Origin of the sequence: Duganella sp. BJB1802 (assembly GCF_013369445.1) — a bacterium.
Lineage (GTDB): Bacteria > Pseudomonadota > Gammaproteobacteria > Burkholderiales > Burkholderiaceae_D > Rugamonas > Rugamonas vulcania_A.
The window spans coordinates 41949-57938 of the sequence record NZ_JABWEF010000022.1 but is presented as its reverse complement, the minus strand read 5'-3'; the positions used below and the strand labels follow the sequence as shown (position 1 = coordinate 57938).

Here is a 15990-nt window from a genome sequence, read left to right as displayed (position 1 = left end):
TTGGGCAATTAAATGCATGGACTTCGGGTCGGTTTGAACCTATGATTTAAGCCGAAGCTCCGCAGACTAACCCCAAAAGAATGGTTTTCCGATGTTGGACCGACTTGCCCGCCGCGCAGGAAGAGTATCAATCGCCGTGTTCGTCAGCGTCACGCTCACCGCCGTGGTGACGCTGGTGCTGACGACCTTCGCGCTGTACTTCTACCAGGTCGAACGCGCCCAGCGCTGGGAGCAGCTGCACAAAACGCTGGCCAACAGCGCCGACGAGCTGTCGGCCGCCGTGGCGCTGCCGGCCTGGAACTTCGACGAGACCCAGATCGTCACCATCATGAAGAGCGGCTTGAGCAATCGCGACCTGTACGCCAGCGCGGTGGCGCCGGTGGCCAGCAACCATCCCTTCATCATCACCCGCAACGACCAGGCGCAGCTGGTGTCCGCCACCCGCATGCCCGACAATCCCGAGCTGCTGTTCGAGGAGCGGCCCATCGTCGCCGGCGGCCAGAACATCGGCACGATCACCGTGTTCGCCTCGCCGGCCGGCCTGATCGAACAGCTGCGCCAGCGCCTGTACACCATCGCCGGCATGATCTTCGTGCTCGACGTGACGCTGGTGCTGAGCCTTTACCTGCTGCTGTGGCAGCTGATCCTCAAGCCGCTGACCACCATCGAACGCTACGCCGCCAACGTCAAGGCCGGCCAGAATCCCGGCGCCTTGCCGCCCACCGACTGGTTCTTCGGCGAGCTGAAAACCCTGAACGGCTCGATCCGCGAGATGGTGCGCCTGATGGACAGCCGCTTCGTCGCCATGCACGCCAGCGAGGAGCGCCTGCAGATCGCCAGCAGCGCGGCGGCGATCGGCATCTGGGACTGGAACATCCTCACCGACGAAGTGGTGTGGGACGAGCAGATGTACCGCCTGCACGGCATCGAGGGGCGCAAGGTGGCGCGGCCGTTCGAGCTGTGGCGCAGCATGATGCATCCCGACGACGCCATCCCCACCGAGGCGCTGCTGCGCCAGGCGCTGGAGGGCACGGCGGAATTCGACGTCGAGTTCCGCGTGGTCTGGGCCGACGGCTCGGTCCATTACATCAAGGGCGACGCCATGATCTTCCGCGACGCCGAGGGTCACCCTGCGCGCATGGTCGGCGTGAACTACGACGTCACCGCCAGCCGCGTGGCCGAGCAGGAGCTGCGCCGCCACCGCATCCATTTGGAAGACCTGGTGGCCGAACGCACCAACGCGCTGTCGGTGGCGGTGCTGCAGGCGCAGGCGGCCAACCAGGCCAAGAGCATCTTCCTGGCCAACATGAGCCACGAGCTGCGCACACCGCTCAATTCCGTGATCGGCTTCTCGCGCCTGATGGCCGACTCCAAGAACATGCTGCCGGAGGAGAAGCGCAACCTGGCCATCATCCACCGCTCCGGCCAGCACCTGCTCACACTGATCAACGACATCCTCGAACTGTCCAAGATCGAGGCGGGCCGCGCCAGCCTGCAGACCGAGGTGGTCGGCCTGCACGACATGCTGCAGGAAGTGATGGACATGGTCAGCATGCGCGCCGGCCAGACCGGCGTGGAGCTGGATCTGGACGCCGCCGGTCTGCCCGCCGGCGCCCGCGTGGACGGCACCAAGCTGCGCCAGGTGCTGCTCAACCTGATGTCGAACGCGGTCAAGTTCACGGGGCAGGGCAAGGTCACGCTGCGGGTGCGCGGCGCGATGCGCAACGCGCCCCACGGCTGCGAGCTGGAATTCGCCGTCATCGACACCGGCCCGGGCATCTCGCCGGCCGACCAGGCGCGCATCTTCGAGCCGTTCATCCAGGCCGACGGCCCCGGCGCGCATGAGGGCACGGGCCTGGGCCTGACCATCTCGCGCGAATTCGTCCAGCTGATGGGCGGCGACTTGACGGTGCAGTCCGCGCCCGGCGCCGGCGCCACCTTCCGCTTCGCGATCACGGTGCAGGTGGCCGACAGCGCACCGGTCCTCGGCGAGGACGACGAGGTGGCCGCCCTGGCGCCGCCGCAGCGCGGCCGCCGCATCCTGGTGGCCGACGACAACGCCGACGGCTGCGCGCTGCTGGAGAACCTGCTGCAGCCGCTGGGCTTCGAGGTGGCGGTGGTGGGCGACGGCGCCCAGGCGCTGGCCATGGTCGACGTCTGGCGGCCGGACCTGGTGTTCATGGACTGGCGCATGCCGGCGCTGGACGGCTTGAGCGCGACGCGCCAGATCCGCGCCAACGCCGCCGGCCCGCAGCCACGCGTGGTGATGCTGACCGCGTCCGCCTACGCCGAGGAACGCGAGGAGGCGCTGGCGGCGGGCGCCGATGAATTCATGCGCAAGCCGGTGGAACAGGAGCAGCTGTACGCGGTGCTGGAGCAGCAACTGGGCCTGCAGTTCATGCGCCGCCACCACAGCGCGCGCCAGCCCTTGCCGCCGCCGCTGTCGCGCGCCGACCTGGGATTGCTGGAACCGGCGCTGCGCCAGCAGCTCAAGACCGCGCTGCAGGAACTGAACCTGCCGCGCGTGGCGCTGTTGCTGGCGCCCCTGCCGCTGGAGCTGGCGGAGGTGGTCGAGCGCATCGAGCACATGATACGGTTGCACCAGTATCCGCAGCTCTGCGGTTTGCTGGACGAGGCGGACAACGAACTGGAGGCGCAAGCCTGACGGGTATATGATAGCTGCAGCAAACCAGGCGAGAGAGTTTTACATGCATCGGGATTTGTCGGAACAACACACCAAGGGCGAAGTGCTGATCGTGGAAGACACGCCGGCCTCACTCAAACTGCTGAGCGACCTGCTGACGGAAGCGGGCTACTACGTGCGCCAGGCGCCCAACGGCGAACTGGCCCTGTGGACCGCGCAGTCACGCCCGCCGGAACTGATCCTGCTCGACGTCCGCATGCCCGGCATCGACGGCTTCGAGGTGTGCCGCCGCCTGAAGGCATCGCCGGAGCTGAGCCAGGTGCCGGTGATCTTCCTCTCGGCCCAGCATGACACCGACGACAAGGTGCGCGGCTTCGCGCTGGGCGCGGTGGACTTCATCGCCAAGCCGTTCCAGGCCGAGGAGATCCTGGCCCGCACCGACGCCCATGTGCGGCTGGGCCGCGCCCAGCAGGCGCTGGCCGCCGAGCGCGCGCTGCTGGAGGAGCGCGTGGCCGAGCGCACCACCGAGCTGGCCGCGCTGGCCGCGTCGCTGGAAAAGGAGGTCGAGCAGCGCCGCGCCAACGAGGAGTTCATGCGGCTCTCCAGCCAGGTGTTCGAGGCCACGCAGGACGCCATCGTCGTCACCGACCGCGATGGGCGCATCGTCGCCACCAATCCCGCCTTCACGCAGATCTCCGGCTACAGCGCGGACGAAGTGGTGGGACAGAGCGTGGCCCTGCTGCACGCCGGCGAGCCGGACGCCAAGTCCTTCGAGCTGATGGCGCAGTCCATCGTCAAGACCGGCCACTGGTCGGGCGAGGTGCTGGCGCGCCGCAAGAGCGGCGACACCTATCCCGGCCTGCTGAGCGCCTCGGTGGTCAGGGACGAACAGGGCCAGGTGATCAACCACGTGGCGGTGTTCATGGACCTGACCGAGCGCAAGGCCGAGCAGCACCTGATCGACTTCCTGTCCAACCACGACGCGCTGACCGGCCTGCCGAACCGCCTGCTGGCGCGCCAGCGCTTCGAGCAGACGCTGGCCACGGCCAAGCGCGAGCACCGCTGCGTGGCCGTCATGTGCCTGGACCTGGACCGCTTCAAGAGCATCAACGACTCCTACGGCCACGACGTCGGCGACAAGGCGCTGCAGGTGGTGTCGAAGTTCCTCAACGAGACCGTGCGCGAGGGCGACATTGTCACCCGCCAGGGCGGCGACGAATTCCAGATCATCGTGCCGGACGACGTCCAATTGGGCGCGACGATGGCGCTGGCGCAGAAGATCCTGGGCGGCCTGCGCAAGGAGCTGATGATCGACGGCCAGCAGATCACCGTCACCTCCAGCATCGGCATCGCCGTGAGCCTGACCGACGGCGACAGCTTCGATGAGCTGGTGCGCAACGGCGACACGGCGCTGTTCCGCGCCAAGGAGATCGGCCGCGACAACTACGCCTTCTTCACCGAGCGCATGGACGCGGAAATCCGCGACAAGCTGGCGATCCAGGGACAGCTGCGCGGCGCCATCGCGCGCGACGAGTTCGAGGTGCACTACCAGCCGCAAATGTGCCTGAAGACCGGCGCCATGCTGGGCGCGGAGGCGCTGCTGCGCTGGGATAACGTCGTGCTGGGCAAGGTGCCGCCGAACCGCTTCATCCCGCTGGCCGAGGAATACGGCCTGGTGAACTCGATCGGCGAATGGGTGCTGGAGAGCGTGTGCGCGCAGATCAAGGTGTGGCACGACCAGGGGCTGGGCGACATCAAGGTGTCGGTCAACCTGGCGGCAGGCCAGTTCGCCAACGACGCCACCGTGCCGTATGTGGAGAGCACGCTGCGCAAGTTCGGCATCGCGCCCGAGTACCTGGGCCTGGAGATCACCGAGGGCACGGTGATGGGCGATCCGGACAAGGCGGTGGCCGCGCTGCGCCGGCTGAAGGACATCGGCGTCAGCATCTCGCTGGACGATTTCGGCACCGGCTATTCGAGCCTGAGCTACCTGAAGCGCTTCCCGATCGACGTGCTGAAGATCGACAAATCCTTCGTCGACGACGTGACCACCGACGCCAACGACGCGGCCATCGCGCTGTCGGTGATCTCGCTGGCGCACAACCTCAACATGCGGGTGATCGCGGAGGGCGTCGAAACCCGCGAGCAGGTGCGCTTCCTCACCGAGCGCGGTTGCGACGAGATGCAGGGCTACTTCTTCAGCCGCCCCCTCAACGGCGAGGCCTTCACCGCGCTGTTGCGCGAACACCGTAATCTGCTGGACATGTAATCAACCCTTCCCACTGGAGTGTTATGGAAAAGAAGTTCAGCGCCGCCATCGCCGGCGCATGCATGCTGTTAGCCGTCTCCGCCACCCAAGCCGCTCCGGCGCCGGCCGTCAAGCCCGGCCCCGCCGACGCGCAGTTCAAAGCCATCTACACCCAGGAGTGGAAGTGGCGCATCAGCCAGAAACAGGAAGAGGACGAGGACGACGACAACGGCGTGTCCTCATCGCTGCCGCGCATCGACGCCGCCACCCAGAAGCAGCGGCTGGCGTACTGGCAGGGCGTGATGAAAAAGCTAGACGGCATTTCGCAGGACAAGCTGTCGGCATCGGAGCGCATCAACTACCAGGTCTACAAGGCGCAGATCGCCGCGCTGATCGCCGGCCAGGTGTTCCGCGAATACGAGAAGCCGCTCAATGCCGATACGGCCTTCTGGTCCAACATGGCGTCCGGCGCGCGCAAGCCGCTGACCGATGAAAAGCAGTACCGCGACTATCTCAAGCAGCTGGCGGACACCCCGCGCTACTTCGACGAGGAGATGGACAATATGCGCGCCGGCCTGGCGCGCGGCTTCACGCCGCCCAAGGTCACGCTGATTGGCCGCGATTCGTCGATCACCTCCGTCACCGACGCCAAGACCCCGCAGGACACGGTGTTCTACCTGCCGTTCAAGACCATGCCGGCCACCATGCCGGCGGCGCAGCAGGAGGCGCTGCGCGCCGAGGGCGTGAAGGCGATCCAGGCCTGGGTGCTGCCGTCGTACGCCAAGCTGCTCAAGTTCATGCGCGAGGAGTACGTGCCGAAGGCGCGCACCGACCTGGCGGCCGAGAGCCTGCCGGACGGGAAGGCCTACTACCAGTCGAAGATCGTCGAATTCACCACCACCTCGATGAGCGCGGACCAGATCCACAAGATCGGCCTGAGCGAGATGGCCAAGATCCGCGGCGAGATGCAGGACGTGATCAAGCAGACCGGCTTCGAAGGCGACCTGCCGGCCTTCCTGCAGTTCCTGCGCACCGATCCGCGCTTCTACGCCAAGACGCCGGAAGAGCTGCTGATGCGCTCCGCCTGGGTGGCCAAGAAGTTCGACGCCAAGGTCGGCCAGTACTTCGGCTACCTGCCGCGCCGCCGCTTCGCCGTGATCCCGGTGCCGGACGACCAGGCGCCGTTCTACACCTCGGGCCGTGGTGGTCCGGGCGTCTACCTGGTCAACACCTACAACCTGCCGGCGCGCGCGCTGTACTCGATGCCGGCGCTGACGCTGCACGAATCGGCGCCGGGCCACGCCTTCCAGATGCCGGTGGCGATGGAGCAGAAGGGCCGTCCACCGTTCCGCAACGCCTACATCTCGGCCTATGGCGAGGGCTGGGCGCTGTACTCGGAGCGCTTGGGCGTGGAGATGGGCATGTACGAAACGCCGTACGAGGTGTTCGGCATGTTGAGCTACCAGGCGTGGCGCGCGTCGCGGCTGGTGGTCGACACGGGCATCCACAGCAAGGGCTGGACCCGCAAACAGGCGCAGGACTACCTGCACGACAACACCGCGCTGTCGGACCACGAGATCGAGACGGAGGTGGACCGCTACATTTCGTGGCCGGGCCAGGCGCTGTCCTACTACCTGGGCGAGATGAGCATCATCAACGCGCGCAAGAAGGCCGAGGCGGCGCTGGGATCGAAGTTCGACATCCGCGCCTTCCACGACACGGTGCTGCAACTGGGCTCCGTGCCGCTGCCGGTGCTGGAGGCGCGCATCGACACCTTCATCGCCGAAGGCGGCAAGAGCCCTTATCCCAACCTGGACTAAGCTCTCCCAGATGTAATGGGGGCCGTGACAAAGTGTGTATTTCCGAACCGAGGTGGTTAGGTAGAATCGCGGCCCTACCATAACCACTTTCTTCGGGCAGCACGTTGAAAAAATCGATACTCGCAGTAGCCATCGCCGGCGCCTTGCTGGCGCATACCTCCATCCAGGCCATCGAGCAGATGCCGCCGGCCGTCGTACCGGCGCCGGTCGCGCAGGCTGCCCGGGTCAAGTCCTCCTTCATCGAAGCCGTCGCCGCCGCCGGCAAGGAAATCAGCGCGGCCGTGGGTGCTCAGACGGACACCGTGAAGCGGCTGGAGATTTTTTCGAAACTCGAATTTTCGCCGGCGCTGCGCCCCAAGCTGAAAGAGGTGTTCGGCAACGAGCATATATTCGCGATGCAGCGCGCCGCCGGCCCGAAAGGACAGGTCGCTTACGTGGCGAAGCTGGCGCCGCACACCTATCTGGACGAAAATGCGGTGGCGTTTTCGTGGGCCGAACTCAATGCCAGGAGCGTCGTCAACAAAGCCGGCACCACGATGGGCACCATTGCGACGTGGCCCTCGTTGTCCATCCTCGGCACTGCGACCAGCGGCACGCTTGAAAAGATGTCGATGGACTTCAAGCAGTCGCGCGTGAAGGACGGCCTTTGGTACGGCAACGGCGTGATGAAAGTGGGCTCGGTGGTGGTACGCGGAACGGCGCCGGGAAGTTCGGAATTCAAGGAGACCTTGCGGCTGGACGACATGTCCGCGGCCTTCGGCGTTGCGCTCCACGGCAAGAAGGCCGATGTGAACTACGGTTTCTCGATCAAGTCGATCTTGTTTGGCGGCGCGCCCATCGAGCACGCCAATATCGGCCTGCGCGTGGTGAATTTGCCGGCGCAGGCGCTGGAGGACGTCGATCGCGAATTGAAAAAGGTGCAGGGCAGCGGCCTGCCGGAAGATGCCCAGACAGAGCTGATGCTGAGGACCATGAAGGCCTTCGGCAAGAACATGGTGACGAGCGGCGCCAGCGTGGTGATCGACGATATCAGCGCCAGCTATCGCGGCAATACGGCGTCGATCAAGGGCCGCATCGATTTCGACAAGGTGGTGGACGCCGATTTCAGCTCGCCGGTGGGTTTTGGCAGGAAGATCATCGCGCGCCTTGACGTACGCCTGCCGGTTGCCATGGTCAACGACGTGTCGCGCCTGATGGGCGCCAAGCAGGTGGATGCGTCGGCGCCGAATGCCGCCGAACAGATCGAGGCGGCGGGCAAGAACATCGCCGCCGTTGTGATCGGAAAACTGGTGAACGAAGGCTTCGCGGTGATGGACAAGGGGGAACTGCGCTCGGCCATCGAAATCCGTCAGGGCAAGCTGACCTTCAACGGCAAGGCCGTTCCGCTGCCGGGCATGCCCGACGGCGACCTGGTAAAGGCCTTCGACGCCACGCAGAAAAAGTGAGCGGACGCGCTCAGGCCGGCCACGCGATGGCGTCGAACAGGCGCCTCAATTTAAGCGCCCGGTTCGCGTTGACCATCCCCACGTAGGAAATCCTGCCGGCCAGGTAGGCGCGGAAGTTGGGATGGCTGTCGCGGTTCTGGGTGGCCTGACCATGCCGCGCGCAGTTGGTCAGCGTGGCTTTGAGCCTGTCGTATTCGTCGCGCGCGATGTTGGGATGGGTGTTGACGACCACGCCCGTCACCTGCTGGCGCGTCCCTTCGCGCATCAGCCGCGTTTTGCGCGGGTGAACGCGGAAGCCTTCTTCGAGCGTGATCGCGGCGACCTGGATATGGAACCGCTCCGCGGTGCGCGCAAAATCCTGATCTCCCGAAAACGCCAGGTCGTCGGCATAGCGGCTGTACGACGCGCCCAGCGACTGCGCCAGCGCTTGCAGGCGCATGTCGAGCCGGTAGGCGCACAGGTTGGCCAGCGCGGGCGAGCAAGGGGAGCCTTGCGGCAGATGGTGCGACTTCAGGGCCTGGCGCTCGGCCCACGGCAGCGAGCCGCCTTCCATCGGATCGCTGAACACGCCGCGCGGCGCGCGGTTGACGCAGATCCGCGCCAGCGTTCCGGCGACGGTCGGCGAGTAGCCCAGCTTTTCAAACAGCGCGTGGATGCGTGAGTATTGAATGCTCGGGAAAAAATCCTTCAGGTCCATGCGGATGACGATGCGCCGGCCCGCGTGCAGCGCGGCGTGCGTGACGCAGGAGCGTCCGCGCCGGAAGCCGTGTGCGGCCGGATGTGGCGGCAAGCGGTCCAGAAGCTGACGGAGGATTTTCTGCTGGATGCGCCGCAGCCGCGCCTTGGGGATCTCGATCAGGCGCAGGCCGCCGCTGCGCTTCGGCACCCAGCGATAGCGGTAGTGTTGCAGGCGCGATTGCTGGCCGCTCTCAACGCGCCATTGGTCGGCGAACCAGTCCAGCGCGCCCACCGGTTCGTCCAGCCAGGCGGCCAGCGCGCCCACCGTGGGCAGTTCCGGCAGCGCCAGCGCGGCGGACCACTCGGCCTGCGGCGGGCGTATCGGCGGGTCGATGCAATAGCGCCGCACCGCTGGCAGTGCGATGACGGGCCGCTCTTCTTCGTCGTTGTAGTCGTGGCCGAGAAGGTGCAGCAGGATGTCCGCGATCTCGCGCCGGCTGAAGTAATGGAAGTTGTCGCCGGTCCGTTCGCTGAGCGCCGCGCATAGCTTCGGTGCCCACGGCTGCGGTGCGCCGAATACGCGGCCGCATGCCGCAATCAGCTTTTCCACGCTGCCGTCCGAAGCCAGCATCGTGTCGGCCAGCGCCAACGCGGTAAGTTTTGCAATCGTCATGCGTAGTGAAAGGAGCGGAGAGCCTTCAACGAGTCTCGTGATGCGTGAGCTGTCTTGCGCGGTAGCGCAACGGCGCTCATGCGGCGAAGTGCTGAACATTAAACATCCCACGGGGTAGCCCCGTAGAGGCTGTCCCTGCCGAAGCAAAGACAGGCCGGCTTGAAGGATCCGCCCCGCCCACACGGTAGCGGAATTTTATTTAAAAAGCAATCACTGCTTGGCGATCCAGTCGAACACCGACGGGCCATGCGGCTTCCAGCCCAACTGGGTGCGCGCCCGCTGCCCCCGCACGCGGCTGTTGGAGCCCAGGCCATAGGAGGCCATCTCGTAGCCCCATTCCTCCTTGGCCTGTTCCAGCGGCCAGTCCTGCGGTTCGCCCAGACCCAGCGCGCGGGCGATGGCCGCGCTCATGTCGCGGAACGACGCCTCGCCGCTTTCGACGAAGTAGAACGCGCCGGCCTCGGTCTTTTCCAACGCCAGCAGATACAGGTCGACCACGTCGTCGATGTGGACGTTGGACCAGATGTTCAGGCCTCGTCCCACGTGGCGCACGATGCCGCTCTTGCGGGCCTGCTTGATCAGGCGTGGCAGCTGCACGCTGTCGCGCGGCAGCGCGCCGTCGCCGTAGATCAGCGTATTGCACAGCACCGCCGAGCGCACGCCCTTGCCGGCGGCGGCCAGCACCAGGTCGTCGATGGCGACGCGCGCGGCCTTGTCGGCGGTGGGGGCGGGGAGTTGGTCTTCGAAATAGATGCGGTCCGTGGCCTCGCCGCCGGAGGCGTCGCCGACGATGCTGGAACCGCTGGTGTGCAGGAACACCTTGCCGCTGCCGGCCAGCGCGTCGACGAAGGCTTCGACGGCGGCGCGGTTGTCGCTGCTGGCGGCGTTGATGACGGCGTCCGCCGCCCTGGCCTGGGCGATCAACAGGTCGCGGTCGTCGAGGGTGCCGACCACGCCGGTCACGCCGATCGAGGCCAGTTCCTCCAGCTGTTCCGGCTTGCGTACCAGGCCGACCACCTGATGGCCCGCGCGCACCAGGCCCGCTGCGATGGAACCGCCGATAAAGCCCGCCGCGCCGGTGACGAATATTTTCATACTGTGCTCACTTAATCAAATAGGGGAGCAAACAGTATGGGGACGGGTACCGCGCGCAAACAGGCCGCGCGGCGCAAAGCTCCCTTGATTACGGCGCAATGATCAGGCTTGAGCCTTGCGCTGTTTGCGCTTGGCGACCACGCCCAGCAAGGCCAGGCCGCCCAACAGCATGGCGTAGGCGTCGGCTTCCGGCACCGGCGCGGCGGCCACCGCGAAGGACAGGTTGTCGGCGTAGCCGTCGTTGTACGAGCCGGCTTCGCGGGTCATGGTCAGCGTGATGCCGACATTGAGCGCACCGACCGGGATGTAGCCTTGCGTGTCGCGCAGCAGCAGGCCGGTTTGGTTGCCGCGTTCCGAATTGGAGACGGGACCCAGGCTGGCGCTGGACAGCACGGCGCCGCCGCTGCCGAAGAAGGTGGCGGTCAGCTTGGCGTTGTCGTTCTGCGACGAGTAGCCGCCCAGCCAGGCCGACAGATCGTAGCGCGAGGCGCCGGTGTTGATCGCTGCGCTCAGCGAAGACAGGTCGATGGTCTGGGTGGCGGTGGACTTGGCGTTGCTGTCGCCGCCGGCGAAGAAGTAGGTGCCGCGGTCGGACGGACCTGGATCGGCCGGGAAGGGGAAGCCGCCGCTGGCGCCGTACTGCACCACGGTGAATGCCGACGTGGTGTTCCAGCCGGTGGTGTTGCCGGTTTCGGCGTTACCGTTGGCGATCAGGTTGGAGCCGAAGCCGGTGGCGTGTGCGGCCGGGGCCAGTGCCAGGGCAACCGCCGCAGCGGCTGCAAAAGTCGGGAAGCGCATTGCTAGTCCTTGGTCGGAAATGAAAAATGGTGCTTATTTTACAAGCAAAAAAGACAAAAGTAAAACTTGATGCATCAGACGTGCACCATCATGGTGCGCAAGACTCGCTTTGGTGCGAAATAAGTCTTTACATCGCCTGTGGCGCGCGATTCGGCTGGCATGACGATTGCATTACGTTAGCCATGCCCGATACCACCGCATCCAGAGAACTCGCCGCCGGCCCTGGCGCATGGCAGGCCAGCCTCACGCTCGGTTTTGCCGACGATGGCGGCACCACGCGCCTGTTCGACAACCGGCACTATGGCCCGCTGCGCGTGCAGAAGGCGCTGTACCCGGAGGACGCCAAGGTGTGCCACGCCATCGTGGTCCATCCGCCGGGCGGCGTGGTGGGCGGCGACCAGTTGGCGATCGACGTCGGCGTGGGCGCGCAGGCGCATGCCTTCATCACCACGCCGGGCGCCGCCAAGTGGTACAAGGCCAACGGCAAGGTCTCGCGCCAGCACGTGCGCCTGGCCGTGGGCGCGGGCGCCGCACTCGAATGGCTGCCGCAAGAGACCATCTTTTTTGATACCGCTAACGTGGTGCTGGACCAGCACATCGAACTGGCCGAAGGCGCCACGTACATCGGCTGCGAGATCCTTTGCATGGGCCGGCGCGGCTCGGGCGAAAGCTTCAACACCGGCACCGTGGCCCAGCGCAGCAGCATCCGCCGCGACGGCAAATTGATCTGGTGGGAGCAAGGCGCGATGTTGGGCGGCCGCCTCGACAGCCCGCTGGCGCTGAACGGCAGGACTGTCTGCGCCACGCTGATCGCCGCCGGCAAGCCGCTGCCCGCCGCCGTGCTGTCCGAGATCCGCGCCGATATCCAGGCTGACGGCGACCACGGTTTCGGCGTCACGCAAACCAAGGGCGTGCTGGTCGCGCGCCACCTGGGCGACGACAGCGAGACCGCGCGCCGCCTGATGCTCACCGTCTGGCGCCGCGTGCGCCCGCACCTGCTGGGGCGCGCGGCCGTCACGCCGCGCATCTGGCAAACCTGAGAGACACCCATGGACCTGACACCAAGAGAAAAAGACAAACTGCTGATTTTCACCGCCGGCATCGTGGCGGAGCGCCGCCTCGCGCGCGGCCTGAAGTTGAACTACCCGGAAGCGGTGGCGCTGATCACCTGCGCCATCATGGAAGGTGCGCGCGACGGCAAAACCGTCGCGCAGCTGATGTCCGACGGCACGCGCATCCTTACGCGCGCCGACGTCATGGAAGGCATCCCCGAAATGATCCCCGACATCCAGGTCGAAGCGACGTTCCCCGACGGGAGCAAGCTGGTGACCGTCCACAACCCCATCCCGTAAAGGAGATCGCCATGATCCCAGGTGAATACATGCTCGAAGAGGGCGAGATCGGCCTCAATGAAGGCCGCGCCACCGCGACCGTCGTGGTGACCAACCAGGGCGACCGGCCGGTGCAGGTCGGATCGCATTTTCATTTTTTTGAAGTCAACACGGAGCTCAAGTTCGAGCGCTGGAAGGCCTACGGCATGCGGCTGAATATCGCCGCCGGCACCGCCGTCCGTTTCGAACCGGGCCAGCAGCGCACGGTGGAACTGGTGAAGCTGGGCGGCGACCAGAAGGTGTTCGGCTTCAATGGCAAAGTAATGGGCAAGCTGGACCCCAATCCACCTAAAGGCTGACATGGTTACAATCTCGCGCCGCGCCTACTCGGAAATGTTCGGCCCCACCAAAGGGGACCGCATCCGCCTGGCCGATACCGAACTGTTTATCGAAATCGAACACGATTACGCCACCTATGGCGAGGAAGTCAAATTCGGCGGCGGCAAAGTGATCCGCGACGGCATGGGCCAGTCGCAGCGCGTGGCCGCCGACGTGATGGACACGGTGATCACCAACGCGGTGATCGTCGACCACTGGGGCATCGTCAAGGCCGACATCGGCCTGAAAAGCGGCATGATCGCCGCCATCGGCAAGGCCGGCAACCCGGACATCCAGCCAGATGTGACGATGGCCATCGGCGGCGCCACCGAGATCATCGCCGGCGAAGGCATGATCGTCACCGCCGGCGGCGTCGACACGCACATCCACTTCATCTGCCCGCAGCAGATCGAGGAGGCGCTGATGAGCGGCGTGACCACGATGATAGGCGGCGGCACCGGGCCGTCCGCCGGCACCTCGGCCACCACCTGCACGCCGGGGCCGTGGCACCTGCACGCGATGCTGGGCGCGGCAGACGCCTTCCCGATGAACCTGGGCTTTCTCGGCAAGGGCAATGTGTCGCTGCCCGAGCCGCTGGAAGAGCAGGTGCGCGCCGGCGCCATCGGTCTGAAGCTGCACGAGGACTGGGGCAGCACGCCGGCCGCCATCGACAACTGCCTGTCCGTGGCCGACCGCATGGACGTGCAGGTCGCCATCCACAGCGACACGCTCAACGAAGGCGGCTACCTGGCCGACACGCTGGCCGCGTTCAAGGACCGCACCATCCACACCTTCCACACCGAGGGCGCGGGCGGCGGCCATGCGCCGGACATCATCGCGGCGGTGGGAGAATCGAACGTGCTGCCGTCGTCCACCAATCCGACCCGCCCGTTCACCGTCAACACGCTGGACGAGCACCTGGACATGCTGATGGTGTGCCACCACCTGGACGCGGCCATCGCCGAGGACGTGGCCTTCGCCGAATCGCGCATCCGGCGCGAGACCATCGCGGCGGAGGACATCCTGCACGACATCGGTGCGATCTCGATGATGTCGTCCGATTCGCAGGCCATGGGCCGGGTCGGCGAGGTGGTGATGCGTACCTGGCAGACCGCGCACAAGATGAAGGTGCAGCGCGGGCCGCTGGCGCCGGACTCCTCGCGCAACGACAACTTCCGCGTCAAGCGCTACATCGCCAAGTACACGATCAACCCGGCCATCACGCACGGCATCTCGCACGCGGTGGGTTCGCTGGAGGTGGGCAAGATCGCCGACCTGGTGTTGTGGAAGCCGGCCTTCTTCGGCGTCAAGCCGTCGACGATTCTGAAGGGCGGCATGATCGCCGCCGCGCAGATGGGCGATCCGAACGCCTCGATCCCGACGCCGCAGCCGGTGCATTACCGGATGATGTTCGGCGCCTTCGGCGGCGGCTTGAAGAAGTCGTTCACCTTTGTCTCGCAGGCGGCGTTCGACGCCGGCATCGGCGACCAGCTCAAGTTGAACAAGACGCTGATCGTCGCCAAGAATATGCGCTCGCTGCGCAAGTCCGACATGATCCACAACGGCGCCACGCCGAAGATGACTGTCGATCCCGAAACCTATGAAGTGCGCGCCGACGGCGAGCTGCTGGTCTGCGAAGCTGCGGCCGTGCTGCCGATGGCGCAGCGCTATTTCCTGTTCTGACCATGCTGACACTGCACACAAAAATCCCCCACGCCGACGCCATCGCCGCGCGCCTGGTGCTGCCATATGAATTGCGCGAGAAGTGCCGCCTGCGGGCCACGCTCGACACCGGCGAGGACGTCGCCGTGTTCACCGTGCGAGGCACCGTGCTGCGCGACGGCGACCTGCTGACCGGCGAGGACAAGCGCGTGGTCAAGGTGGTGGCTGCGCCGGAACCGACCTACAAGATCACTTGCGCCGACGCGCACACCTTGCTGCGCTGCGCCTTCCATCTCGGGAACCGCCACACGCAGGCGCAGGTCGGCGACGGCTTCCTGCGCATCCGCGCGGACGCGGTGCTGAAGGAGATGCTGGCCGGCCTGGGCGCGACGGTGGTGGAGGAGAAGGCGGCCTTCGAGCCGGAGTCCGGCGCGTATGGCGGCGGGCACTCGCACCATCACGACGGCAATCCGCTGGCGCCGATTCCGCTGCGGCAGAAAATCCACCGTCCCGGCGATCCCAAATGATGCAGGCCTCCGCGCTGCTCAACCTCCTGCAATTCGCCAGCCCGGCCTTGCCGATCGGCGCGTACAGCTATTCGCAGGGGCTGGAGGCGGCGCTGGAAACCGGCATCGTCCACGACGCCGCCACCGCGCGCGCATGGATAGTGCGGCATCTGCACGAGGTGGTCGCGCAATGGGAGGCGCCGGTGTGCTGGCGCCTGATGCAGGCCTGGTCGCGGCGCGACTGGCGCGGCGCGGCCGAATGGAGCGAACGCTTCATCGCCTCGCGCGACAGCGCCGAGTTCCGCGCCGAGACCATCCAGATGGGCTATTCGCTGACCAAGCTGGTGGCGGAACTGGGCTTCGTCGATGCCGAGATGCTGGCGCGGTTGCAGGGCGAGGCGGAAGTCGCCTTGCCGACAGCCTTCGCCTGCGCCGTCGCCGCGCTGGACATTCCGCACGACGCGGCCTTGCTGGCGATGCTGTTCGCCTGGGCCGAGAACCAGGTGCTGGTGTGCGTCAAATCCGTGCCGCTGGGGCAGGTGGCGGGCCAGCGCATTTTGCTGTCGCTGCGGGCCGATATCGAAGCGGCCGCTCGCTACGCGCAAACCGTCGCCGACGACGACATGTGCAACTGGGCGCCCGGCCTGTCGCTGCTGTCGATGCAGCATGAAGTGCAGTACAGCCGTTTATACCGATCCTGAAGAGAGAACCA

At 66.1% G+C, this 15990-nt stretch carries 13 protein-coding genes; 10 read left to right on the top strand and 3 right to left on the bottom strand.

The genetic code is table 11. The features are described 5' to 3' along the window. The first annotated feature begins 136 nt into the window (after positions 1-136). The 4 genes from HUX88_RS27180 to HUX88_RS27165 all read left to right on the top strand — a co-directional run bounded on the left by HUX88_RS27180 (position 137) and on the right by HUX88_RS27165 (position 8157). The gene (locus tag HUX88_RS27180) at positions 137-2665 is read left to right on the top strand and encodes an ATP-binding protein (RefSeq protein ID WP_373886851.1); all 2529 of its coding nucleotides are present in this window, start codon (positions 137-139) and stop codon (positions 2663-2665) included. A gap of 43 nt (positions 2666-2708) precedes the next feature. Continuing rightward, positions 2709-4913 carry an EAL domain-containing protein gene (locus HUX88_RS27175; RefSeq protein ID WP_117010083.1) on the top strand — a complete coding sequence of 735 codons (2205 nt, stop codon included), beginning with the start codon at positions 2709-2711 and terminating at the stop codon, positions 4911-4913. 23 nt (positions 4914-4936) lie between these two features. Then, positions 4937-6712, top strand: coding sequence for a DUF885 family protein (locus HUX88_RS27170; protein WP_176363771.1), 1776 nt, complete (start codon positions 4937-4939; stop codon positions 6710-6712). Between the two features lie 104 nt (positions 6713-6816). Next, the gene (locus HUX88_RS27165) at positions 6817-8157 is read left to right on the top strand and encodes a DUF945 family protein (RefSeq protein WP_176363770.1); all 1341 of its coding nucleotides are present in this window, start codon (positions 6817-6819) and stop codon (positions 8155-8157) included. Between the two features lie 10 nt (positions 8158-8167). Here the strand turns inward: HUX88_RS27165 and HUX88_RS27160 are convergent, their stop codons facing one another. The 3 genes from HUX88_RS27160 to HUX88_RS27150 form a co-directional block, all read right to left on the bottom strand. After that, positions 8168-9508 (bottom strand): reverse transcriptase family protein, encoded by a 1341-nt coding sequence (locus tag HUX88_RS27160; protein WP_176363769.1) that lies wholly within the window; start codon positions 9506-9508, stop codon positions 8168-8170. A 210-nt stretch (positions 9509-9718) separates the two neighbouring features. Next, entirely contained in the window at positions 9719-10603 is an 885-nt protein-coding gene (locus tag HUX88_RS27155; protein ID WP_176363768.1) for an NAD-dependent epimerase/dehydratase family protein, read from the bottom strand. A gap of 102 nt (positions 10604-10705) precedes the next feature. After that, positions 10706-11401 carry a PEP-CTERM sorting domain-containing protein gene (locus HUX88_RS27150; RefSeq protein ID WP_176363767.1) on the bottom strand — a complete coding sequence of 232 codons (696 nt, stop codon included), beginning with the start codon at positions 11399-11401 and terminating at the stop codon, positions 10706-10708. Between the two features lie 182 nt (positions 11402-11583). Here HUX88_RS27150 and HUX88_RS27145 point away from each other — a divergent pair, with 182 nt between their 5' ends. Genes HUX88_RS27145 through HUX88_RS27120 form a run of 6 tightly spaced genes read left to right on the top strand, consistent with a single transcriptional unit; the run spans position 11584 to position 15979 of the window. Next, positions 11584-12441 carry an urease accessory protein UreD gene (locus HUX88_RS27145; RefSeq protein ID WP_176363766.1) on the top strand — a complete coding sequence of 286 codons (858 nt, stop codon included), beginning with the start codon at positions 11584-11586 and terminating at the stop codon, positions 12439-12441. 9 nt (positions 12442-12450) lie between these two features. Further along, complete coding sequence (locus HUX88_RS27140) at positions 12451-12753, top strand: urease subunit gamma (RefSeq protein WP_117010090.1); 303 nt, start codon at positions 12451-12453, stop codon at positions 12751-12753. Positions 12754-12764: 11 nt separating this feature from the next. Further along, a complete protein-coding gene (locus tag HUX88_RS27135; protein WP_117010091.1) occupies positions 12765-13091 on the top strand; it encodes an urease subunit beta in 327 nt (108 codons plus the stop codon). Position 13092: 1 nt separating this feature from the next. Then, entirely contained in the window at positions 13093-14793 is a 1701-nt protein-coding gene (gene ureC, locus HUX88_RS27130; protein WP_176363765.1) for an urease subunit alpha, read from the top strand. Between the two features lie 2 nt (positions 14794-14795). Next, positions 14796-15299: an urease accessory protein UreE gene (gene ureE, locus HUX88_RS27125; RefSeq protein ID WP_161092029.1), complete on the top strand. Its 504-nt coding sequence runs from the start codon at positions 14796-14798 to the stop codon at positions 15297-15299. Beyond that, complete coding sequence (locus HUX88_RS27120; RefSeq protein ID WP_176363807.1) at positions 15299-15979, top strand: urease accessory protein UreF; 681 nt, start codon at positions 15299-15301, stop codon at positions 15977-15979. The genes ureE and HUX88_RS27120 overlap by 1 nt, the downstream gene beginning before the upstream one ends. The last annotated feature ends 11 nt before the right edge of the window (positions 15980-15990 follow it).